Origin of the sequence: Kitasatospora indigofera (assembly GCF_014655955.1) — a bacterium.
Classification (GTDB): Bacteria; Actinomycetota; Actinomycetes; order Streptomycetales; family Streptomycetaceae; genus Kitasatospora; species Kitasatospora indigofera.
This window is the reverse complement of the sequence record NZ_BNBO01000042.1, coordinates 1-20,305: the sequence shown is the minus strand read 5'-3', so window position 1 is coordinate 20,305 and position 20,305 is coordinate 1. Positions and strand designations below refer to the sequence as shown.

The 20,305-nt window shown below is 73.3% G+C and carries 19 protein-coding genes; 14 read left to right on the top strand and 5 right to left on the bottom strand.

Annotated elements, in window-relative coordinates; all coding sequences use genetic code 11:
* Positions 1-105: 105 nt before the first annotated feature.
* From tilS to folE, 4 genes are all read left to right on the top strand, one after another.
* Positions 106-1,245: a tRNA lysidine(34) synthetase TilS gene (tilS, locus tag IE329_RS28265; RefSeq protein ID WP_073926605.1), complete on the top strand. Its 1,140-nt coding sequence runs from the start codon at positions 106-108 to the stop codon at positions 1,243-1,245.
* Positions 1,246-1,318: 73 nt separating this feature from the next.
* Positions 1,319-1,873, top strand: a complete 555-nt coding sequence (gene hpt / locus IE329_RS28260) for a hypoxanthine phosphoribosyltransferase (RefSeq protein WP_073926604.1) — start codon at positions 1,319-1,321, stop codon at positions 1,871-1,873.
* Between the two features lie 226 nt (positions 1,874-2,099).
* Complete coding sequence (ftsH, locus tag IE329_RS28255; RefSeq protein WP_190213830.1) at positions 2,100-4,157, top strand: ATP-dependent zinc metalloprotease FtsH; 2,058 nt, start codon at positions 2,100-2,102, stop codon at positions 4,155-4,157.
* Positions 4,158-4,287: 130 nt separating this feature from the next.
* Entirely contained in the window at positions 4,288-4,893 is a 606-nt protein-coding gene (folE, locus tag IE329_RS28250) for a GTP cyclohydrolase I FolE (protein WP_190213829.1), read from the top strand.
* Positions 4,894-4,963: 70 nt separating this feature from the next.
* Here folE and IE329_RS28245 read toward each other — a convergent pair whose 3' ends face one another.
* Both IE329_RS28245 and IE329_RS28240 read right to left on the bottom strand, forming a co-directional pair.
* On the bottom strand, positions 4,964-5,749 hold the full coding sequence (locus IE329_RS28245; RefSeq protein ID WP_190213828.1) for a ferritin-like domain-containing protein: 786 nt from the start codon (positions 5,747-5,749) through the stop codon (positions 4,964-4,966).
* A gap of 179 nt (positions 5,750-5,928) precedes the next feature.
* Entirely contained in the window at positions 5,929-7,110 is a 1,182-nt protein-coding gene (locus IE329_RS28240) for an alpha/beta hydrolase (RefSeq protein WP_190213827.1), read from the bottom strand.
* Positions 7,111-7,485: 375 nt separating this feature from the next.
* On the opposite strand from IE329_RS28240, the gene IE329_RS28235 reads away from it, so the two are divergent.
* From IE329_RS28235 to IE329_RS28205, 7 genes are all read left to right on the top strand, one after another.
* Positions 7,486-9,348, top strand: a complete 1,863-nt coding sequence (locus IE329_RS28235; RefSeq protein WP_190213826.1) for a phosphatidylglycerol lysyltransferase domain-containing protein — start codon at positions 7,486-7,488, stop codon at positions 9,346-9,348.
* Between the two features lie 70 nt (positions 9,349-9,418).
* On the top strand, positions 9,419-10,291 hold the full coding sequence (gene folP / locus IE329_RS28230; RefSeq protein WP_190213825.1) for a dihydropteroate synthase: 873 nt from the start codon (positions 9,419-9,421) through the stop codon (positions 10,289-10,291).
* 12 nt (positions 10,292-10,303) lie between these two features.
* Positions 10,304-10,816, top strand: coding sequence for a nuclear transport factor 2 family protein (locus IE329_RS28225; RefSeq protein ID WP_190213824.1), 513 nt, complete (start codon positions 10,304-10,306; stop codon positions 10,814-10,816).
* A 219-nt stretch (positions 10,817-11,035) separates the two neighbouring features.
* Positions 11,036-11,395: a dihydroneopterin aldolase gene (folB, locus tag IE329_RS28220; protein WP_190213867.1), complete on the top strand. Its 360-nt coding sequence runs from the start codon at positions 11,036-11,038 to the stop codon at positions 11,393-11,395.
* A 42-nt stretch (positions 11,396-11,437) separates the two neighbouring features.
* Complete coding sequence (gene folK, locus IE329_RS28215) at positions 11,438-12,037, top strand: 2-amino-4-hydroxy-6-hydroxymethyldihydropteridine diphosphokinase (RefSeq protein ID WP_073926596.1); 600 nt, start codon at positions 11,438-11,440, stop codon at positions 12,035-12,037.
* Between the two features lie 258 nt (positions 12,038-12,295).
* Entirely contained in the window at positions 12,296-12,784 is a 489-nt protein-coding gene (locus IE329_RS28210) for a DUF3180 domain-containing protein (protein ID WP_190213823.1), read from the top strand.
* Between the two features lie 303 nt (positions 12,785-13,087).
* Positions 13,088-14,305 carry a hypothetical protein gene (locus IE329_RS28205; protein WP_190213822.1) on the top strand — a complete coding sequence of 406 codons (1,218 nt, stop codon included), beginning with the start codon at positions 13,088-13,090 and terminating at the stop codon, positions 14,303-14,305.
* Positions 14,306-14,380: 75 nt separating this feature from the next.
* On the opposite strand, the gene IE329_RS28200 is transcribed toward IE329_RS28205, so the two are convergent.
* Both IE329_RS28200 and IE329_RS28195 read right to left on the bottom strand, forming a co-directional pair.
* Complete coding sequence (locus IE329_RS28200) at positions 14,381-14,956, bottom strand: TerD family protein (RefSeq protein WP_073927450.1); 576 nt, start codon at positions 14,954-14,956, stop codon at positions 14,381-14,383.
* A gap of 198 nt (positions 14,957-15,154) precedes the next feature.
* Complete coding sequence (locus tag IE329_RS28195; RefSeq protein ID WP_190213821.1) at positions 15,155-15,652, bottom strand: hypothetical protein; 498 nt, start codon at positions 15,650-15,652, stop codon at positions 15,155-15,157.
* 136 nt (positions 15,653-15,788) lie between these two features.
* On the opposite strand from IE329_RS28195, the gene arfB reads away from it, so the two are divergent.
* Positions 15,789-16,220, top strand: coding sequence for an alternative ribosome rescue aminoacyl-tRNA hydrolase ArfB (gene arfB, locus IE329_RS28190; RefSeq protein WP_073927451.1), 432 nt, complete (start codon positions 15,789-15,791; stop codon positions 16,218-16,220).
* A gap of 113 nt (positions 16,221-16,333) precedes the next feature.
* On the opposite strand, the gene IE329_RS28185 is transcribed toward arfB, so the two are convergent.
* Entirely contained in the window at positions 16,334-16,870 is a 537-nt protein-coding gene (locus tag IE329_RS28185) for a flavin reductase family protein (protein WP_229912808.1), read from the bottom strand.
* Between the two features lie 400 nt (positions 16,871-17,270).
* Between IE329_RS28185 and IE329_RS28180 the strand changes: the two genes are divergently transcribed.
* The gene (locus tag IE329_RS28180) at positions 17,271-19,115 is read left to right on the top strand and encodes a GGDEF domain-containing protein (protein WP_190213819.1); all 1,845 of its coding nucleotides are present in this window, start codon (positions 17,271-17,273) and stop codon (positions 19,113-19,115) included.
* 137 nt (positions 19,116-19,252) lie between these two features.
* Complete coding sequence (locus IE329_RS28175) at positions 19,253-20,209, top strand: carbohydrate-binding protein (protein ID WP_190213818.1); 957 nt, start codon at positions 19,253-19,255, stop codon at positions 20,207-20,209.
* The last annotated feature ends 96 nt before the right edge of the window (positions 20,210-20,305 follow it).

Genomic DNA, 20,305 nt, shown 5'->3' with positions numbered 1-20,305 from the left:
TTTCTGCCACCATCTGTGAGCGCCCGGTAACAAGGCGCTCACAGTCGCGCGGTTCCCCGCCGCGTCCCGTCGCCGTCTGTCCCCTCCGCCAAGGAGTGCTCCGCCGTGGGCCCACACCCCGCCGTCGCCGCGATACGCCTGGCCGTACGCCGCACGCTCGCCGACCTCGCCGCCGAGGCCGGAACCACCTTCACCGCGCCCGCCCGTGCCCCGCACGGCCGCCCGGGCGGTGCCGCCCTGGTGAACGCCGGCGCCAACGCCGGTGCCGCCACCACGCTGATCGGCAACGCCCACCGTCATCCGTCCGGGCTGCCCCGCACGCCCGCCGCCCCCGGCTCCCCGCTGGTGCTGGTCGCGGTCAGCGGCGGCGCGGACTCCATGGCGCTGGCCACCGCCACCGCCTTCGAGGCCCCCAAGCTCGGCCTGCGGGTCGGCGCCGTCACGGTCGACCACGGCCTCCAGGCCGGCTCGGCCGAGCGGGCCGCCCAGGTCGCCGAGCGGCTCCGCTCGCTCGGCCTGGACCCGGTCGAGGCGGTGCCCGTCCGGGTCGGCCGCCAGGGCGGGCCGGAGGCCGCCGCCCGGGACGCCCGCTACGCGGCGCTGGACGCCGCCGCCGAACGCCACCAGGCGCTCGCCGTCCTGCTCGGCCACACCCGCGACGACCAGGCCGAGACCGTCCTGCTCGGCCTCGCCCGGGGCTCCGGCTCCCGCTCGCTGGCCGGCATGCCCGCCCACAAGGGCCGCTACCGCCGGCCGCTGCTCGAACTCGACCGGGCCGCGACCCGGCAGGCCTGCACCGCCCAGGCCATCCCGGTCTGGGACGACCCGCACAACTGTGACCCTGCCTACACCCGCTCCCGGGTGCGGCACGAGGTGCTCCCGGTGCTGGAGAAGCACCTCGGCGGCGGGGTGGTCGAGGCGCTCGCCCGGACGGCCCGGCTGTTCCGCGACGACGCCGACGCGCTCGACCAGTGGGCGGCCCTCGCCGAACGCGACCTCCGTACGGGCGAAGGGGCGCTGGACGTCCCGAAGCTCGCCGAACTGCCCCCGGCGGTCCGCCGCCGGGTGCTCCGCCGGGCCGCGCTGCGGGCGGGCTGCCCGGCCGGCGACCTGTTCGCCCGGCACCTCGAAACGGTCGACCTGCTGGTCACCGGCTGGCGCGGCCAGGGGCCCCTGCACCTACCCGGGGGCGTCGAGGCCACCCGCAGGTGTGGCACGCTGGTCTTCCGGCGACAGGGCGACTGACGGGCAGGCATGGCCCCGGGGCAGCCTGGCCGCCGCCGACACAGACCCCCGAACGCTTGAGGACGTATCCCCGGTGGACGACAAGGACATGGGCGCCGACCTGGCGAAGGTGCTCATCAGCAAGGACGAGATCGACGCCAAGCTCCTGGAGCTGGCCGAGCGGATCGACCGGGACTACGCCGGACGTGATCTGCTGATCGTCGGCGTCCTCAAGGGTGCGGTGATGGTCATGGCCGACCTCGCCCGCGCGCTGCACTCGCAGGTGACGATGGACTGGATGGCCGTCTCCTCGTACGGGATGGGCACCAAGTCCTCCGGCGTGGTGCGTATCCTCAAGGACCTCGACACCGACATCGCCGGCCGGGACGTCCTGATCGTCGAGGACATCATCGACTCCGGCCTGACGCTGTCCTGGCTGCTCGGCAACCTGGGCTCGCGCCGCCCGGCCTCCCTGGAGGTCTGCACGCTGCTGCGCAAGCCCGACGCGGCCAAGGTCGAGATCGACGTCAAGTACGTCGGCTTCGACATCCCCAACGAGTTCGTGGTCGGTTACGGCCTGGACTACGCGGAGAAGCTGCGCAACCTGCCGTTCATCGGCACCCTGGCCCCGCACGTCTACGGCGGCTGACACCCCGTTCGGACCACGGGCGGGAACAGTACGCCGTTCCCGCCCGTTGGGTCGGGGGACAAGAAAACAGGTCGTACCGCCGTGCTCCCGCCTAGAGGGGGACGGACTGCGGTACGGTCCAATAAAACCGCTCTTCACATGAGCACAGACCCGGATGCGCCGGCGGCCAACGGCCGCACTGCGCCGTTGAGTGGCAGGAGGGACGGGGCGGCAACGCCCCGCATGGATGGACGTCAAGCGATACTTCCGTGCGCCGATCATGTGGATCGTGCTGGCCGTCCTCGCCGTCATTGTGCTGATGCAGGTCGTTTCGGACTCGAACGGCTACAAGACGGTGGACACCGGGCAGGTCGTCGCGGCGATCAATGCCGGCGAGGTCAAATCGGCGCAGATCACCACTGGTGATTCGAATACTGTCAAGATCCAGCTGAAGGACGGCGCGACGCTCCCGACTTCCGGGACGGGCAAGACGCCTTCGGGCAGCAAGTTCCAGGCCTCCTACATCGGGGACCAGGGCAAGGACATCGCGGCGCGGCTGCAGACGCAGATCGACGACAAGGATGCCAACACCCTGCCCGAGGGCTACACCATCAGCCCCGAGAAGCAGAGCACCTTCGTCAGCCTGCTGCTGTCGATGCTGCCGATCGTCATCATCGTGCTGGTCTTCCTCTTCCTGATGAACCAGATGCAGGGTGGCGGCTCGCGGGTCATGCAGTTCGGCAAGTCCAAGGCCAAGCTGCTGACCAAGGACACCCCCAAGACGACCTTCGCGGACGTCGCCGGTGCGGACGAGGCGGTGGAGGAGCTCCACGAGATCAAGGAGTTCCTGCAGGAGCCGGCCAAGTTCCAGGCGGTCGGGGCCAAGATCCCGAAGGGTGTGCTGCTCTACGGCCCGCCCGGGACCGGCAAGACCCTGCTCGCCCGCGCGGTCGCGGGTGAGGCCGGCGTGCCGTTCTACTCGATCTCCGGCTCGGACTTCGTCGAGATGTTCGTGGGTGTCGGCGCGAGCCGGGTCCGCGACCTCTTCGAGCAGGCCAAGGCGAACGCCCCGGCGATCGTCTTCGTCGACGAGATCGACGCCGTCGGCCGGCACCGCGGTGCGGGTCTCGGCGGCGGCCACGACGAGCGCGAGCAGACCCTCAACCAGCTGCTGGTCGAGATGGACGGCTTCGACGTCAAGGGCGGCGTCATCCTGATCGCGGCCACCAACCGCCCGGACATCCTGGACCCGGCGCTGCTGCGCCCGGGCCGCTTCGACCGGCAGATCGCGGTCGAGCGCCCGGACCTGCAGGGCCGCCTGGACATCCTCAAGGTGCACCAGAAGGGCAAGCCGGTCGCGCCGGACGTCGACCTCAGGGCCGTCGCCAAGCGCACCCCCGGCTTCACCGGTGCCGACCTGGCGAACGTGCTCAACGAGGCAGCGCTGCTGACGGCCCGCTCCGACAAGAAGCTGGTCGACAACTTCACCCTCGACGAGGCGATCGACCGGGTCGTGGCCGGTCCGCAGAAGCGGACCCGGATCATGTCCGAGAAGGAGAAGAAGATCACCGCGTACCACGAGGGCGGTCACGCCCTGGTCGCGGCGGCCTCCCCCAATGCGGACCCGGTCCACAAGATCACCATCCTGTCCCGCGGGCGGGCGCTCGGCTACACCATGGTGCTGCCGGACGAGGACAAGTACTCCACCACCCGCAACGAGATGCTCGACCAGCTCGCGTACATGCTGGGCGGGCGCGCGGCGGAGGAACTGGTCTTCCACGACCCGACCACCGGCGCCTCGAACGACATCGAGAAGGCCACGGCCACCGCCCGCGCGATGGTCACGCAGTACGGCATGACCGAGCGGCTGGGTGCGATCAAGTTCGGCTCCAGCGACTCGGAGCCGTTCCTGGGCCGCGAGATGGGCCACCAGCGCGACTACTCGGAAGAGGTCGCCGGGCTGGTCGACGAAGAGGTCAAGAAGCTCATCGAGAACGCGCACAACGAGGCCTGGGAGATCCTGGTCGAGAACCGCGACGTGCTCGACAACCTGGTCCTGGAACTCCTGGAGAAGGAGACCCTCAACAAGGAGCAGATCGCCGAGATCTTCGCGCCGATCGTCAAGCGCCCGGCCCGGCCGGCCTGGACGGGCTCGTCCCGTCGCACGCCGTCCACCCGCCCGCCGGTGCAGTCCCCGAAGGAGCTGGCGCTCACCAACGGCGCCGCCGCCCTGACGGAGGCCGCCCCGGTGGTGGACACCGTGAAGGTTCCGCCGGTTCCCGGCGAGGCCCCCGCGGAGGGCTGAGCCGCACAGCAGGACGGAATGGATGCCGCGTCACCGGGGTTTGTACCCTGGAGGCGCGGCATCCGTCGTACCCGGCCGTACCGCGAGCACCGTTGTACCCATCCGCCATCCACATACGAGCGAGGCCTGCATGATCGACCCGGTCACCTTCGACGGTCCGTCCAGCGTCGGGGTCTTCGACCAGAAGCGGGCCGAGAACGCCATCCGGGAACTCCTGCTGGCCGTGGGGGAGGACCCGGACCGCGAAGGGCTCCTGGAGACCCCGGCCCGGGTGGCCCGCGCCTACAAGGAGATATTCGCCGGCCTCTGGCAGGAGCCGGAGGACGTCCTCACCACCACCTTCGACCTCGGCCACGACGAGATGGTGCTGGTCAAGGACATCGAGCTGACCTCGGTCTGCGAGCACCACCTGGTGCCGTTCCGCGGCGTCGCGCACGTCGGGTACATCCCGTCGGCCAGCGGCAAGATCACCGGGCTCTCCAAGCTGGCCCGGCTGGTGGACGTCTACGCCCGCCGTCCGCAGGTCCAGGAGCGGCTCACCAGCCAGGTCGCCGACGCGCTGATGCGCATCCTGGAGCCGCGCGGGGCGATCGTGGTCGTCGAGTGCGAGCACATGTGCATGTCGATGCGGGGCATCCGCAAGCCCGGCGCCAAGACGATCACGTCCTGCGTCCGCGGCCAGCTGCGCGACCCGGCGACCCGCGCCGAGGCGATGAGCCTGATCATCGGCCGCTGACGGCGGCCACGGCAACCGGCCGGTCACCGGCGTCCCGGCTCGCGCCGGGCCGGTGGCCGGCCGGGGTCGTTCAGTGCGGCAGCCCGGCGTGCGGCGGGGCCGGGGTCCCCAGCGCGTTGCGGCGGGCGGGCATCCGCAGCCGCACCATCCGCCGCCAGCCGACGGTGGCCTCGTAGAGGTACAGCCCGTAGAGGCCGGCGGCCAGCACCACCCGCCGGGGGAGCGGCCAGCCGAGGATCCGGCCCATCGCGGCCATCACGGTGAGGCCGACGTCCCGGTGGGTGCGGATCTCGCCCTTGGCGATGTGCTCCAGGGTGTGCCGGATGTACGGGCCGTGCCCGGCCGCGGCCAGCCGGAGCAGCTCCTCGTGGCAGTACGCGAGGTGGTTGTCCTCGTCCGCGGAGATCATCTGCATCGCCCGGCCCAGGTCGGGGTTGTCCTGGTAGGCCTTCATCAGCTGGCGCATCTGCTCCGAGGCGCGCTGCTCGGTGACCCGGCTGTGCGCCAGGTAGGTGATGATCTCGCGCTCGGCCAGCGGCACGTCGGACTTCAGCCGCTCGTGCGCCAGGCCGATGCCCTGCCGCTCCAGCAGCATGCAGTAGTCGGCCTTCGGCGGCACCGGCACCTTGTCGAGCCCGCGCTTGTGCAGCAGCTGGGTGAAGATCCGCCCGTGCTTGCGCTCGTCGGCGCCGTGCCGGGCGATCTTGGGGGCCAGCACCGGATCCTGGGCGAGCGAGTGGATCCGCTCGTTCTCCCAGCCGCCCTGGTCCTCACCTCCGGCAGCGATGCTGCAGAACAGCTGGTACGCCTCGTCGTTGAGGTAGATCTCGTTGAAGAGAGATCGGGTGGTCAGCACAATGCCTCCTGTACGGGCCCGACGTACGTCCGGCGGACGGTCCTGATGCGTTCCCCCGGCGGGGGTGGCGGCTGCGGCGGGCCGGGCGGGATTCACCCGCTCGCGTGAAGTCCGGCGGCGTGCGGGCCAGGCCCGGTCGCGCCCGGCCGGGCGGGCCGGCGGCGGGGTGCCCGGCCGGCTCACTGGCGGGGCTCTCGGTCCTGCGGGGTCGCCAGGTGGTCGCTCATCCACTCCAGCGAGGCGGGCAGCTCCCGCCGCCAGCTGTCGAAGTTGTGGCCGCCGTCGTCGAGGAAGAGCGAGTCGACCTTCAGCTCGGGGTGGGCGGTCGAGGCCTGCTGCGCGACGCCGAGGAAGGCCTGGGTGGCGGCGTAGTCCTCCTCCTTGCGGGTGCTCACCAGCAGCAGCGAGATGTCCGGGACGGGCAGGTTGTTCAGCCGCCAGGTGAGGTCGCTCTGGTTCACCAGGGCGCGGTCGCCGCCGAACAGGTTGCCCCCGGTGGAGTAGTCCTCGGGCACCGCGAAGTCGGCGTGCAGCCCGGCCGCGCTGCCGAAGACGTCCGGGTAGCGCATGGTCAGCCGCAGCGCGCAGCCGCCGCCGGTCGAGTAGCCGAAGACGCCCCAGGAGGTGGCCTCGCGCCCGAGCCGGTAGGTGGAGCGCAGCGCGGCCGGGACGTCCTTGGCGAACCAGGTCTCGGTCTGCGGCCCGTTCGGCACGTTGACGCACTCGGTGTTGCGGGGCTCCGCGACGGTCGGGCGGGCCATCACGATCACGGTGGGCACCATCTGCCCGGTGCGCTGGAGCTCCCAGGCGGTCTGCGGCAGCCGCAGCTCGGACAGCAGGTGCAGCGCGGTGCCGGGGTAGCCGGCCAGGGCGACCAGGACGGGGAAGCGCATCCGGGAGTACTTCGGGTTGAAGTACTCGGGCGGCAGATAGATGAACATCTGGTCGGACAGGCCGGACTCCTTGCCCGTCACCCGGATCGACTCGACCTTGCCGACCTCCTCCGGCGGCCCCTTCGGGAGGTCGGTGACGGTCTCCAGGCCGCCCTCGGCGGTCGGTGCCACCAGGGCCTCGGTGGCCGGGGCGGCGCTCTTGGGGTGCCCGGAGGAGGTCAGCGAGAGTGCCGCGCCACCCGGGTGGAGCAGGCCGTCCCAGGAGGTGTAGAAGCCGAACGAGTTGTTCACCGACACCGCCATCACCGCCAGCACCGTCACCTGAGTGACGGTCAACAGGGCGATCCGTCCCAGCATCGGGAGCGGGCGCTGGCGGGCCAGCCGTGGCCAGAGCCAGAGGGTCAGGAGCAGCGACAGGGAGCCCGCCGCGAGCAGCGTGTTCACCAGTGCATCGCTGGTCAGTTCCATCCCGTCGCCTTCCGGTGGATCACTGTCGGTTCAGGATTCATCGTGTGACAGGGCGTCAGATCGGGCCATCGGGGCTAGGCTGACCGGGCAGTGGGCCGCGGTGCGAAGCCGGTCGCGGCGGCTGCAACCGACGCCCTGCAACGCGGCGTCCACCGTACGTACCGCGTGCGCGCGCAGCCCTGAGCGCCGCGCGGCGCCAAGGGCAGTCCCCACCCATGGCCCAACCGACGCGCGGGAGCGGAGACGGGTTTTTACCTCCCGTTTTCCGTGATTTGGTGCGCGCATTGTGTGATTGAGGAAATGACATGAAGGTCCATCACAAGTCCCCCTCCTGGGGGATCGGACAGCGCCCCGCAGCCTCTACGCTGAGCACCCATGAGCGTTCCCGTGTCCGTTGAGCCGTCGTCGCCCCCGCCGCCCCGCCGCAGCGGTTTCCAGACGCTTCGTACCCAAGCGGCCTCCGTGCCGCGGGCCTGGCTGCCCGGTGCGGTGGGGTACGCCTGTCTGCTGATCGGGTTGCTCGACGTCGCGAGCGCGGTGTTCCCCAAGCTCCGCCGGACCCGGATGCACTCCTTCGCCGGGCAGCTGCCCGGCGGGACGACCACCCTCGCGGCCGTCGGCACCCTGATGGTCGGCCTGCTGCTGGTGCTGCTCGCGCACGCCCTGCGCCGGCGCAAGCAGCGCGCCTGGCGGGCCGTCTGCGTCCTGCTCCCGATCGGCGCCGCGCTGCACATCCTGCGCTGGCACCAGATCGGCCCCGCCGTCGTCTCGCTGGTGCTGCTCGCGGTGATGCTGGTGCACCGCGGCGAGTTCTACGCCAAGGCCGACCCGCGCACCCGCTGGCGGGCGGTCGCCAACCTGATCGTCATGGGCACCGTCAGCGTGCTGCTCGGCCTGCTGATCGTCAGCGTCCGCTGGAAGGCCGAGATCCACGACCCGAGCATGCTGGACCGCCTCCAGCACGTGGTCTACGGGCTGTTCGGGTTCGAAGGACCGATCGACTACAACTCCGACCGGATCTCCGACCTGGTCGCCTACCTGCTCGGCGCGCTCGGGCTGGTCACCGCCGGCACCACCACGTACCTCGCGCTGCGACCGGAGAGGCCCGAGCCCGAGCTGACCGCCGAGGACGAGGAGAAGGTCCGGGCGCTGCTCGCCCGGCACGGCGAGCGGGACTCGCTCGGCTACTTCGCCCTGCGCCGGGACAAGAGCGTGCTCTTCTCGCCGACCGGCAAGGCCGCGATCTCCTACCGGGTGGTCTCCGGTGTGATGCTCGCCTCCGGCGACCCGGTCGGCGACGTCGAGGCCTGGCCCGGCGCGATCAAGGTCTTCATGGCGGAGGCCCGCGAGCACGCCTGGGTCCCGGCCGTGATGGGCTGCAGCGAGACCGGCGGCGAGGTCTGGACCCGCGAGGCGGGCCTGGACGCGCTGGAGCTCGGCGACGAGGCGATCGTGGACGCCACCACCTTCTCGCTCGCCGGGCGCGCCATGCGCAACGTCCGCCAGATGGTCAAGCGGATCGAGCGCAACGGCTACTCCTGCAAGGTCCGCCGGGTCTCCGAACTGGACCCGGAGGAGAAGTTCCGGATCGCCGAGGCCGCCGCCCGCTGGCGCGGCACCGACACCGAGCGCGGCTTCTCGATGGCCCTCGGCCGCTTCGGCGACCCGGGCGACGACGACTGCGTGGTGGTGACCGCCCACAAGGCGCCCGAGGAGGGCGCCTCCGGGGAGGACGGCGCGGACGGCCCCGAGGACGACCTGAAGGCCGTCCTGCACTTCGTCCCGTGGGGGCCGGACGGCATCTCGCTGGAGCTGATGCGCCGCGACCGGGCCGCCGACCCCGGCCTCAACGAGCTGCTGATCGTGGCCGCGCTGCAGGCCGTCCCCGCCCTGGGGGTGCGCCGGGTCTCGCTGAACTTCGCGATGTTCCGCTCCGCGCTGGCCCGCGGCGAGCGGATCGGGGCCGGACCGGTGCTCCGGGCCTGGCGCGGACTGCTGGTCTTCTCCTCGCGCTGGTTCCAGATCGAGTCGCTGTACAAGTTCAACGCCAAGTTCCAGCCCGCCTGGGAGCCGCGCTTCCTGGTATACCCGCAGACCAGGGACCTGCCCCGGATCGGCTTCGCCGCGATGCAGGCGGAGGCCTTCATCACCCTCGGCATGCCGAAGTTCGGCCGCAAGCGCCAGCGTCAGGGCCTGATGCCGGCCCCGGCCCGGCCGGAGGTCACCGAGGCGGCCTGAGCACCGCCCGCACGAGCCCCGGGCTCCTCCCGACCGGTGGTCGGGAGGAGCCCGGCTCGATAATGGGGACATGAACAACCCGCGCTCCCGCTCCCTGCCGGCCGGCCTCCCGGACCTCGACCGCTGCGCCGTGATGGGCGTGGTCAACGTGACCCCCGACTCCTTCTCGGACGGCGGCCTGTGGCACGACCCGGCGCGCGCCATCGCCCACGGGCTCGCGCTGCGCGCCAGGGGCGCGGACCTGATCGACGTCGGCGGCGAGTCCACCCGGCCGGGCGCCCGCCGGGTGACCGAGAAGGAGGAGCTGGAGCGGGTCCTCCCGGTGGTCCGGGAGCTGGCCGGGGCCGGGGTGCTGGTGAGCATCGACACCATGCGGGCGAGCGTGGCCGAGCAGGCGGTCGCGGCCGGCGCCGCGCTGGTCAACGATGTCTCCGGCGGTCTCGCCGACCCGGCGATGGCCGAGGTGGTCGCCGCCACCGGCGCGCCCTTCGTGGTGATGCACTGGCGCGGCCAGTCCGCCGACATGGAGAGCCTCGCGGTGTACGGGGACGTGGTCACCGACGTCGTCGCCGAGCTGACCGGGCGGATGGAGGCCCTGCTGGCGGCCGGCGTCCAGGAGCGGCAGCTGATCCTCGACCCGGGCCTCGGCTTCGCCAAGACCACCGAGCACAACTGGGCCCTGCTCGGCCGGCTGGACGCGCTCACCGCCCTCGGCAGGCCGGTGCTGGTGGCCGCTTCGCGCAAGCGGTTCCTGGGTACGCTGCTGGCCAACCCGGAAACCGGGGAGCTCCGCCCGGCCCGGGAGCGCGACGACGCGACCGCCGCGGTGTCGGTACTGTCGGCCAGGGCCGGCGCCTGGGCGGTGCGGGTGCACGACGTGGCCGGGACGGCGGACGCCGTCCGGGTGGTCGCGGCCTGGCAGCGCGCGGCCCGGCAGGGGTGAGGGCCGGCATGAATGGGAGGGTCTGTGGCAGGTGACGGCAGGTTGAGCGGCGGAACACCGGACCAGCAGGCGGCGGAGGCCGACCGGGACGCGGTCCTGGCGGCGAACCAGGCGCTCTACGAGGCGCTGGAGAACGGTGACCTGGAGGCGGTCGAGCAGGCCTGGCTCGGGGCCGGGGAGGCCGACGACAAGGGCGGCGTGGTGTGCGTGCACCCCGGCTGGCCGGTCCTGCGCGGACGGGCCCAGGTCACCCGGTCCTACATGCTGATCATGATGAACACCGAGTACATCCAGTTCTTCCTGACCGATGTCGAGGCCGAGGTGCAGGGCGATGTGGCCCTTGTCACCTGCACCGAGAACATCCTCTCCGGCGGCGAGGCCGAGGAGGAGGGCGAGCTGGGCCCGCTGGTCGGGGGCAAGGTCGTCTCCACCAACCTGTTCCGGCGCACCGTCGACGGCTGGAAGCTCTGGTCCCACCACGGTTCACCCGTGCTGACCAGCGGTGACGACGAGGACGAGGACTGACCCCGGGGGCCTCGCGATTGTGCCCCGGGAATCCCGGGACCGGCACCGAACGTTCACGTCAATCGCCACAGTGGCGTGCGTGACGTCGTACCGTGCCGGGTAGGACGGTCTGGCGTTGTCCGTGCTCGCAGGTAGATTCGAAGACCGGCGGGCGACGATGCCCGCCTTCGCCCTGCCCCGGCAGGGCGGCCCGTCCGACTGGGAGCAGTGATTCGTTTGCTGGACCGCGTCACCCTTCGGGGTCTGCGTGCCCGGGGCCACCACGGCGTGTTCGAGCGTGAGCGCGTCGAGGGCCAGACCTTCGTGGTGGACCTCGTGCTGTTCCTGGACACCCGTCCGGCCGCGTCCGGCGACGACCTCACCCGCACGGCCCACTACGGCGTCATCGCCGAGGAGGTCACCGCGGTCATCGCGGGCGAGCCCGTCGACCTGATCGAGACGCTCGCGCAGCGCATCGCCGACCAGTGCCTCAAGCACGGCCCGGTCGAGGAGGTCGAGGTGACGGTGCACAAGCCGGACGCCCCGATCACCGTGCCGTTCGACGACGTCACCGTCACCATCCACCGGGGCCGCGCATGACCTGCGCGCCTAGTCCCGCCGCCCAGCCGCAGAGGGAATCCGATGAGCACCAGTGACCCGACCGCCTCGCCGACCACGTTCGACCTGGAGCGCAGGGTCGACTCGGCGGACACCACCCTGCACAACCCGCGCTACGCCGTGATCGCCCTCGGCAGCAACCTCGGCAACCGGCTGGAGACCCTCCAGGGGGCCGTGGACGCGCTCGCCGACACCCCCGGGCTCCGCATCAAGGCCGTCTCCGCCGTCTACGAGACGGAGGCCCTCGGGGGCCCCGAGGAGCAGCCCAACTACTACAACGCGGTGGTCGTGCTGCGCACCACCCTGCCGCCGCACTCCCTGCTGGAGCGGGGCAACGCGGTCGAGGACGCCTTCGGCCGGGTCCGCACCGTCCGCTGGGGCCCGCGCACGCTGGACGTCGACATCCTCGCGTACGAGGGCGTCACCAGCGAGGACCCGGAGCTGCTGCTGCCGCACCCGCGCTCGCACGAGCGGGCCTTCGTGCTCGCCCCGTGGCTGGACGCCGACCCCAAGGCGGAGCTGCCGGGCCTGGGCCTGGTCGCCGACCTGCTGGACGACCTCGGCGGGGAGGACGCCCAGGGCGTCCGCCGCCGCGACGACATCAACCTGCGGCTGCCCGAGTAGGACCCTCCCGTCCGGCCGGGCGGGCAGGCGTCCGCCCGGCCGGACCGGGACGCCCCGGCGGCGGCCCCGGCCCGGCGGGAGCTCGGGCGGAATCCCGCCGGGAGCCCCGCCGGGAGCCCCGGCAGGAACTAGAGGGGGCTCCCGGCCGTACGAGTAGGTGTCCGCACGGCCGGGCCCGATACGGTGGCCTGGCGCCGCCGCCGCGCCCCCCCCGGTGCGGCAGCCCTCTCTCCGGCATCCGGGAAGGACCTCCTCCGAGTGAAGCTGCTCCGCATCCGTCTGCTGGCCGCCATCACCGCCGTCACGACGGCGCTGTCCTGGGCCGGTGCCAGGCTGTGGGCCTCGTTGGACACCCTGCCCGGCGTGCCCGCGGCGGCGCCCCTCGTCCTGGCGGCGGTCGCGGTGGTGCTGCTGGCCACCGCCTTCTCGCTGCGCTCCCGGCTGAAGGCGGCCCGCGAGCGGCAGCCCGGCGCCAAGGGCGTCGACCCGCTGGGCGCCGCCCGGGCCCTGGTCCTGGGGCAGGCGAGCGCGCTGGTCTCGGCCGTGGTGACGGGGATCTACGCCGGGATGGGCATCGAGCTGCTGACCGAGCTGGACGTCGCGGCCCGCCGGGGCCAGGCCGTCACGGCGGGCTTCGCGGTGCTCGCCGGGGTGGCCGTGATGGCGGCCGCGCTCTGGCTGCAGCACATCTGCAAGCTGCCCGAGGACCACGACGACCCGACCACCCGGGCCGCTCAGCCCCGCTGACGGGGGCCGGTCCCGGCCCCGCCGGCGGCGCCCCGCGGACCGCTCCGCCGCTGTCCCGAGCACGCCCCGCACGCTGCCCCGGCGCTGCCTCGTCCGGTGGCCCGGCGCCGCCCCGCCGGGTGGCCGGCCCGGCGCCCGCGCGGTCCGGTCGGAGACCCGTGCCGCCGTTAACGGCACCCTGGGCTGACACGGCCCCAATTCGCACGCTAGTTTCTTGGCATGTCTCGCGGACGTCATCGTCATTCCTCCGTCCTCGGCCGGGCCGTTCCCCCCACCGCCGCCGCCGTTCTCGTCGTGGCCGCCGTGACCGCACTGGTATTCAGTCAGGACCCGCTCCTGGTCAGGTCGGTGGGCGTGGCCGCCGTGCTCGCCGCCCTGGGGATCGCGCTCCTGCTGCGCCAGCGCGACCGCGCGGCCCGGGCCGCCGCCGACGTGGCCGCCGCCCAGAGAATGCGGGCGGAGGAGCGGTTCGAGGAGCAGCTCGCCGAGACCGAGTACGCGGCCGAGGTCGCCGAGGAGCGGGCCACCCGCTTCGGGCGCCGGCTGACGGCGGAGAAGTCCCGGCTGGCCAAGGCCGAGACCGAGATCGCCCGGCTGCTGCGCGAGCGCGCGGTGGCCGTCGCCGAGCAGGCCCTCAAGGAGGCCGAGGCGACCCAGCGGGCGCTGGCCGCGGCGCGCCCCAAGTACCCGGCCAGCCTGGCCGCCTACGTCCGTGCGGCGTCCGTCCTGCGGCACCTGGAGCGCCGGGCGGCGGCCGCGGAGGCCCAGCGCGAGCGCGCGGAGCGGGCCCGGCCCGTGCTGCGGGCGCGCAGCCTGCCGGCCGCGCCCGCGCCCACGCCGGCCGTGCCCGCCCCCTCGCTGGCCCGTACGGTCGCCGCCGCGGCGGCCGCCGCGGTCCCGGCGCCCGCGCCGGTGGTGCCCGCGCAGCCCGTCCCGGGGGCCGCTGTGCCCGCCGTGCAGCCCGAGCGGGGCCCGGGGGAGGCCCCGGCCGCCCCGGCCGCCGAGCGGCCCGCCACGGGCGCCCGGGCGGTCGGCGCGGCCCCCGTCCGGCCGGTGCTCACCGCCACCGTGGAGCAGTTGGGCGGCGCGCCGGCCACCGCGGTCGTCCGTGCCGAGCGCCAGCGGCCGCGCACCCCGCAGGCCGGGGCCGGCCGCGGCCAGAACTTCAGCTTCTTCGGCCGCGGCGGCGCCGCCGTCCGCGCGGCGGCCCCGGCGCCGGCCGTGGGCAGCGTCTCGGAGCTGGGCGACCGGACCGACCTGGCGGACGTGCTGGGCGACGAGGCGATCGCCGCGGGCGCCGGCTTCGGCCCCCGGCCGGTGGCCGGCGCCGGGGCCGACGGGACGTCCGCCGCCGACGGCACGGCCGCCCCGGCCGCCGAGGAGACGGCGGCCCCGGGGACGGCGGCGCCGGCCGGGACGGGACAGCAGGCCGCGGACGGGCGCCGGCCCGGGGTGGTCGACCTGTCGGCCGAGGACGAGACGGAGTACATCGAGCTGCCCGAGCTGCGCGCCAGTCGCTGAGCGCGGGCACGCGAAGACGCCGGAGGCCCGGCCCCCTCGGGGGGCCGGGCCTCCGGCGTCATGGTCCCGGCTCGGTCAGAGCTGGACGCCGAAGTCCTGGGCGATCCCGGCCAGGCCGGAGGCGTAGCCCTGGCCGACGGCGCGGAACTTCCACTCGGCGCCGTTGCGGTAGAGCTCGCCGAAGATCATGGCGGTCTCGGTGGCCGCGTCCTCGGAGAGGTCGTAGCGGGCGATCTCGGCTCCGCCGGCCGCGTTCAGCACGCGGATGTAGGCGTTGCGGACCTGGCCGAAGCTCTGCGAGCGGGCCACCGCGTCGTAGATCGAGACCGGGAAGGTGATCTTCGCGGCCTCGGCGGGCAGGCCCGCGAGGTTGACGTTGATCGCCTCGTCGTCGCCGGCGCCCTCGCCGGTGCGGTTGTCACCGGTGTGCACCACGGTGCTGTCCGGGGTGCTGGTGTTGTTGAAGAACACGAAGTGGCTGTTGGACAGGACCTTGCCGTCCGCGTTCAGCACGATCGCGCTGGCGTCGAGGTCGAATTCCGCGCCGGTCGTGGTCCGGACGTCCCAGCCGAGGCCGACGGTGACCGCGGACAGGCCGGGGGCCTCCTTGGTCAGCGAGACGTTGCCACCCTTGGAGAGGCTCACTGGCATGGTGATTGCTGTCCCTTCGTTGCTTTGCCGGAGATAACGCGAGAGTAGCGGGGCTTGGTTCCGCAGCCGGGCTTCTCAATTCTTTTGGTCGAATGAAGTTTGAGCAATGGGCAGATCAATCACCGGTGTCCGCGGCCCGTCGGGCCGGCCGGCCGCCGGTTCGTCCGGGTGATTTCCTTCGTGTCCGGGCGGATCTCCTCAGATCCGCGGGAAGCGCCCCTGGACGGTCCAGATGTTCGGATTGTCGGCCAGTTCGGGGTGCATGTCGAAGAGGTCGGCCAGGGTGTCCTGGAGGAAATCCCGGGCCTCGCGGCGGAGCTCGGAGTGCCGGACCACCACCGGCGGCTCGTCGGGCAGCCAGGTCGCGCCGACCTCCACCCAGTTGAAGCGGCGGGCGAACCGCAGCAGCTCGGTGTTCTGGGTGAAGTCCAGGTCGGCGGTCTGCACCCGGGCGGCCCGGTTGCCGTCCGGATCGCGGTCCAGCTCCTCGGCGATGTCGCAGAGCGCCCAGGCGAAGTCGAGCACCGGCACCCATCCCCAGGCTGTGGACAACTCCCCGTCGTCGGCGTCGAGGAAGACGTCGCCGCAGAACAGGTCGTACCGCAGGGTGCGCACGGAGGCGTTGCGGTAGTCCGTCTGCGGGGGGTCGGGGAAGCGGTTGGACAGGGAGTAGCCGAGCTCGATCACGTACGCCATTGTCGGGGCTGCGGACGGCTGTGGATAACCGGTGGCCGGCGGGCCGGGCCCGGGATCGTCCGGCGCCGGGCGGGGCGGTCCGGTCCGGCCGGATAACCGGGTGACCCCGGGCCGCCGGGCGCGGGATGATGGGGCCATGCCTGAGCCCATTCGCGTACGGGGATCGGTGGTCGTCCCCGACGCCGAGCTCGTCTGGCGCTTCTCCCGTTCCTCCGGTCCCGGCGGACAGCACGTCAACACCTCGGACACCCAGGTCGAGCTGCGCTACGACCTGGCGGCCTCGGCGGCCCTGCCCGAGGTCTGGAAGCAGCGCGCCCTGGAGCGGCTCGCCAGCCGGCTGGTGGACGGCCGGGTGCTGGTGGTGAAGGCCTCCGAGCACCGTTCGCAGTGGCGCAACCGCGAGGTCGCGGCCGCCCGGCTGGCCTCGCTGCTGGGGGAGGCCACCGCCCCGCCGCCGAAGACCCGGCGGGCGACGAAGCCCAGCAAGGGCATGGTCGAGCGGCGGCTGTTCAACAAGCGGCACCGCTCCGAGCTGAAGCAGGGCCGGCGGCTGCAGCGCGGCGATTAGGGCCGCGCGGTACCGATCACCGGCCGTACCGACGGCCGTACCGACGGCCGTACCGACGGCCGTACCGACGGCCGGCGCGACGCCGACCTGCGGTCGTGCCCGCGGCGCGGGTCTCAGCCGAGCCGGCGGTAGCCGCCGCGGAAGTACAGCAGCGGGTTGCCGCCGGGGTCGGGCACCCGGGCCTCCAGCACCCGGCCGAGCAGCAGGGTGTGGTCGCCGGCGGCTATCCGCTGCTCGGTGCGGCACTCGACGGTGGCCAGCGCCCGGTCGATCAGCGGCGCGCCGCTGAGCGGGCCGCGCCGGTGCGGGGTGTCCGCGAACAGCAGCCGGTCGCTGAGCCGGCCCTTCATGGCGAAGCGCGAGCCGAGGGCCTTGTGCTCCTCGCCGAGCAGCGAGACGGCCCAGGTGTCGACCCGGGAGAGCACCTCGTCCATCCGGGAGTCCTCGCGGACCGAGATCAGCACGAGCGGCGGTTCCAGGGACACGGAGAGGAACGACGTCGCGGTCATGCCGACGTCCTCGCCGTTCGCCCCTTCCTCGGGGTCGTGGACGGTCACCAGCGTCACGCCGGCGGCGAGCTGGGACAGGGCGGCCCGGAACTCGTCGGGCGTCGCGAGGGGGGCAGCTGCGGGCTGCGGGGACGAGTACACGTACCGCACGGTAGCCGCCGGCCGGCCGGAGCGGCATCGGGCCCTGGTCGTAGGACCATCGGGCCGGGCCGCCCCGGGAGGAGGCGGAGCGGGGACCGGCGGGGCGGCCCGTTCACCCCCAGGGGTGAACAGCAGGGCCTGCCGGACGCGGGGAGGCTTCAGGAGCCGGCCGGGGCGACCGACCATCTGAAAGGTCGCGAAAGGTCGCGATGTAGCGATATGTCCGGTTATTGGACGGATGAACTGAATAAGGGTGCATAACTATCGTGTGATTTGGGTCACAAGTGGGCGCCTATTGCTGATCGAGAGTGCCGATCGTTGTGCTCCCTGTGATTCAGTTCTTCTGGCAATCGGACGATAACCAATCAAGAACTATCCGAAGCAGCCGGGGAGCCCCCGCATGGAAGCCGAGTCGGAGCCGTACGTCCGCCTGGCGACCCTCCGCACCTTGCACCGGGTCGTGGCGGACCTCAATGCTGCCCGCAGCCTGGCGGGCACCTTGCAGGCCGTGGTCGAGGGCGCGGTGCACGGACTCGGCTTCGACGCGGCCGCGGTGAGCCTGGTGCGCCCCGACGGCGACCTGGTGGTGGCGGCCGTCTGGGAGCTGGAGGAGAGCGCCCTGGGCGGTCCGGCCGTGCTGCTCGGCCAGGTCGGCTCCCGGGAGTCCTGGGACCGGCTGCTCGGCGTCAGCGACCACTGGGGCACCCTGCGCTTCCTGCCGCACGACCGGGGCTGGGCGGTCGGCAGCGACATCCCGCGCTGGACCGGCGACGGCCCGCTGCCCGTCTACACCAACGACTGGCACCCCAGCGACGGCCTGCTCGCCCCGATGTACAGCGCCGGCGGCGACCTCCTCGGCGTGCTGTCGGTCGACCGCCCGCGCAGCGGCAAGCGGCCCGGCGCCTGGACCCGCGAGGCGCTGGAGATGTTCTCCCTGCAGGCCTCCATCGCGATCGGCAACGCCCGCCTGCGGGCCGAGATGCAGCGTGCCCTGGCCCGGCTGGAGAAGGAGCAGCAGGCGCTGAGAGCCAGCGAGGAGAGCTTCCGGCAGGCCTTCGAGTACGCGCCCAGCGGCATGGCCATCACCGAACTGCACGGCGCCGGCCGGGGCCAGCTGACCCGGGTCAACGACGCGCTCTGCCGGCTGCTCGGCCGCCCGCGCGCGGTGCTCCGCCAGCAGAGCTTCGCCGACCTGGTGCACCCGGAGGACCGCGGCCTGCTGGAGCGCACCAGCGCCGAGAGCGGCCGCGCCGAGCTGCGGCTGTCCCGGCGGGACGGCGGCTACCAGTGGGTCTGTCTGCGCAACTCGGTGGTCGCCGACGCGGCCGAGGGGCCGAGCTTCCTGCTGACCCACGTCGAGGACATCGAGGAGCGCAAGCGGCACGAGTTCCAGCTGGCCCACCGGGCCAGCCACGACGCGCTGACCGGCCTGCCCAACGGCGCCGAGCTGAAGGCCCGGCTCGGCCGGCGGCTGTGCGCCCAGCCGCAGGCCCCGGTGGGCGCCGCTCAGCACGGGGCGGTGGCCTACAGCGGCGCGGGCGCGATCGAGCCGGGGTACGCCGCGGTGGCCGGGGCCGGCTCGTACAGCGCGCACACCGCCTTCGACGGCCTGGAGGGCCTCGGCGCCGGCCCGGCGCCGGCCCACGGCTACGGGCTGCCCGAGAGCCACGGCCACCACGGCCACGGCGAGCACGCGGCGGGCCGGGCCGGCGGCCGCGGCGTGGCGCCGGACCACGCGCACGCGGTGGTGCCGGCCGACCAGGGGTCCTCCGGCGACCTGTGGAGCGGGGCGCTGCGCCCCGGCGCCGCGGCGGCGGGGGACAAGGGCCTCGCGGTGCTCTTCTGCGACCTGGACGGCTTCAAGTCGATCAACGACCGGTTCGGCCACAACGCCGGCGACGCGGTGCTGGTCGAGGTGGCCCGCCGGCTGCAGCAGGTCGTCCGGGAGGGTGACACGGTGGCCCGGCTGGGCGGCGACGAGTTCGTGGTGCTCGCCGACGGCATCGGGCGGGAGGAGGCCAAGGACCTCTCCAACCGGCTCCGGACGGCGATCATCCCGCCGATGCGGATCGACGGCCGGGCGATGCGGGTCGGGGTCAGCCTCGGGATCGGCTGGGCGGGCTGCGGGATGAGCATCGAAGAGGTCCTGCACACCGCCGACGAGCGGATGTACGACGAGAAGCGGGCCCGAGGCGGCGCCGTCCGCGGGGCCCGCGGGGAGCGCTCGCACCGCAGGGCGGGCTGAGCGCGCCGCCGCCCCCGCCGCCGTCCGCCCCGACGGGGCTTTTCCCCGGGTCACGCGAGGCAGGTAGGGTTCCCGGGTACGAGCGTCCAACTTTGCGCGTACGGCGTGCCTGCCGTGCGGGGCACTGCGATGGGGAGTTGACCACCGTGACGAGCGCCGGCAACAACGGAGTGCCCGAGGGCACCGACAGCGGTGCACCGCAGGACGACGACCCGTTCGGCTACCTCTACCGGCCGGCCGAGGGCGCCCCCGCCCAGCAGGGCCAGCAGGGTCAGCAGCCGGGCGTCCCGCGCACCTCGTACAACCGGCCGGTCGAGGTCGGCCGCACCCAGTACGGCCAGCCCGGTCACCGGCCGCAGCCGCAGCCCCGCCAGCAGCCGGAGCCCGGCCCGCAGGGGCAGTACCAGGGCGGCCCGCCGTCGCACGGCGAGCTCCCGACCCAGCAGAACCGGTACGCCGAGCGCTCCCGCCCGCAGCCGGGCGAGGAGCGGCCGAGCGGCGGGCGCAGCAAGGGTGCGGTGATCGGTGCGGTGGCCGTCGTGGCGGCGATCGCGATCGGCGCCGGCATCGCGCTGTCCTCCGGCGACCCCGGGGACACCAAGGCCAAGGGCGGGCAGAGCAGCGCTCCGGCGTCCCCGACCGCCAGCTCGGCCGGCCCGGCGAGCGCCTCGCCGACCGCCTCCGCCACCGTGGCCGGGCCGACCACCACGGACGCCTCGCAGCTCCAGGGCCAGAACGCCCCGCTGGCCAGCGCCGTGAAGGGCGCGAAGTCCGCGGACGGCAGCTACCTGACCCTGCAGCCGGGCTCCTCGGTGACCTGGAAGGGCGACGTGCCGGCGGCGGGCACCTACAAGTTCCTGGTGCGCTTCAACAACGCGGGCGCCGATCTCAAGGGGACGGTCAACGTCAACGGCAAGGACCGCGACGGCGGGCTGGACTTCAAGAACTACGCGCCGGGCGGCGACGCGACGCAGTCCTGGTACAGCACCTACATCCTGCCGCAGCTGACGGCCGGGCCGAACACGATCACGGTGTCCGCCCCGGCCGGGGGCACTGTCCTGGTCGACCAGATCACGGTCTCCCCGAGCGGCTGAGCCGAGCTCAGCCGGCGGTGACCGTGGCGAAGCGGTCGCCGCCGCTGACCCATGCGCCGCGGCGCATCACGGCGACGACCTGGTAGCTCTCGGAGT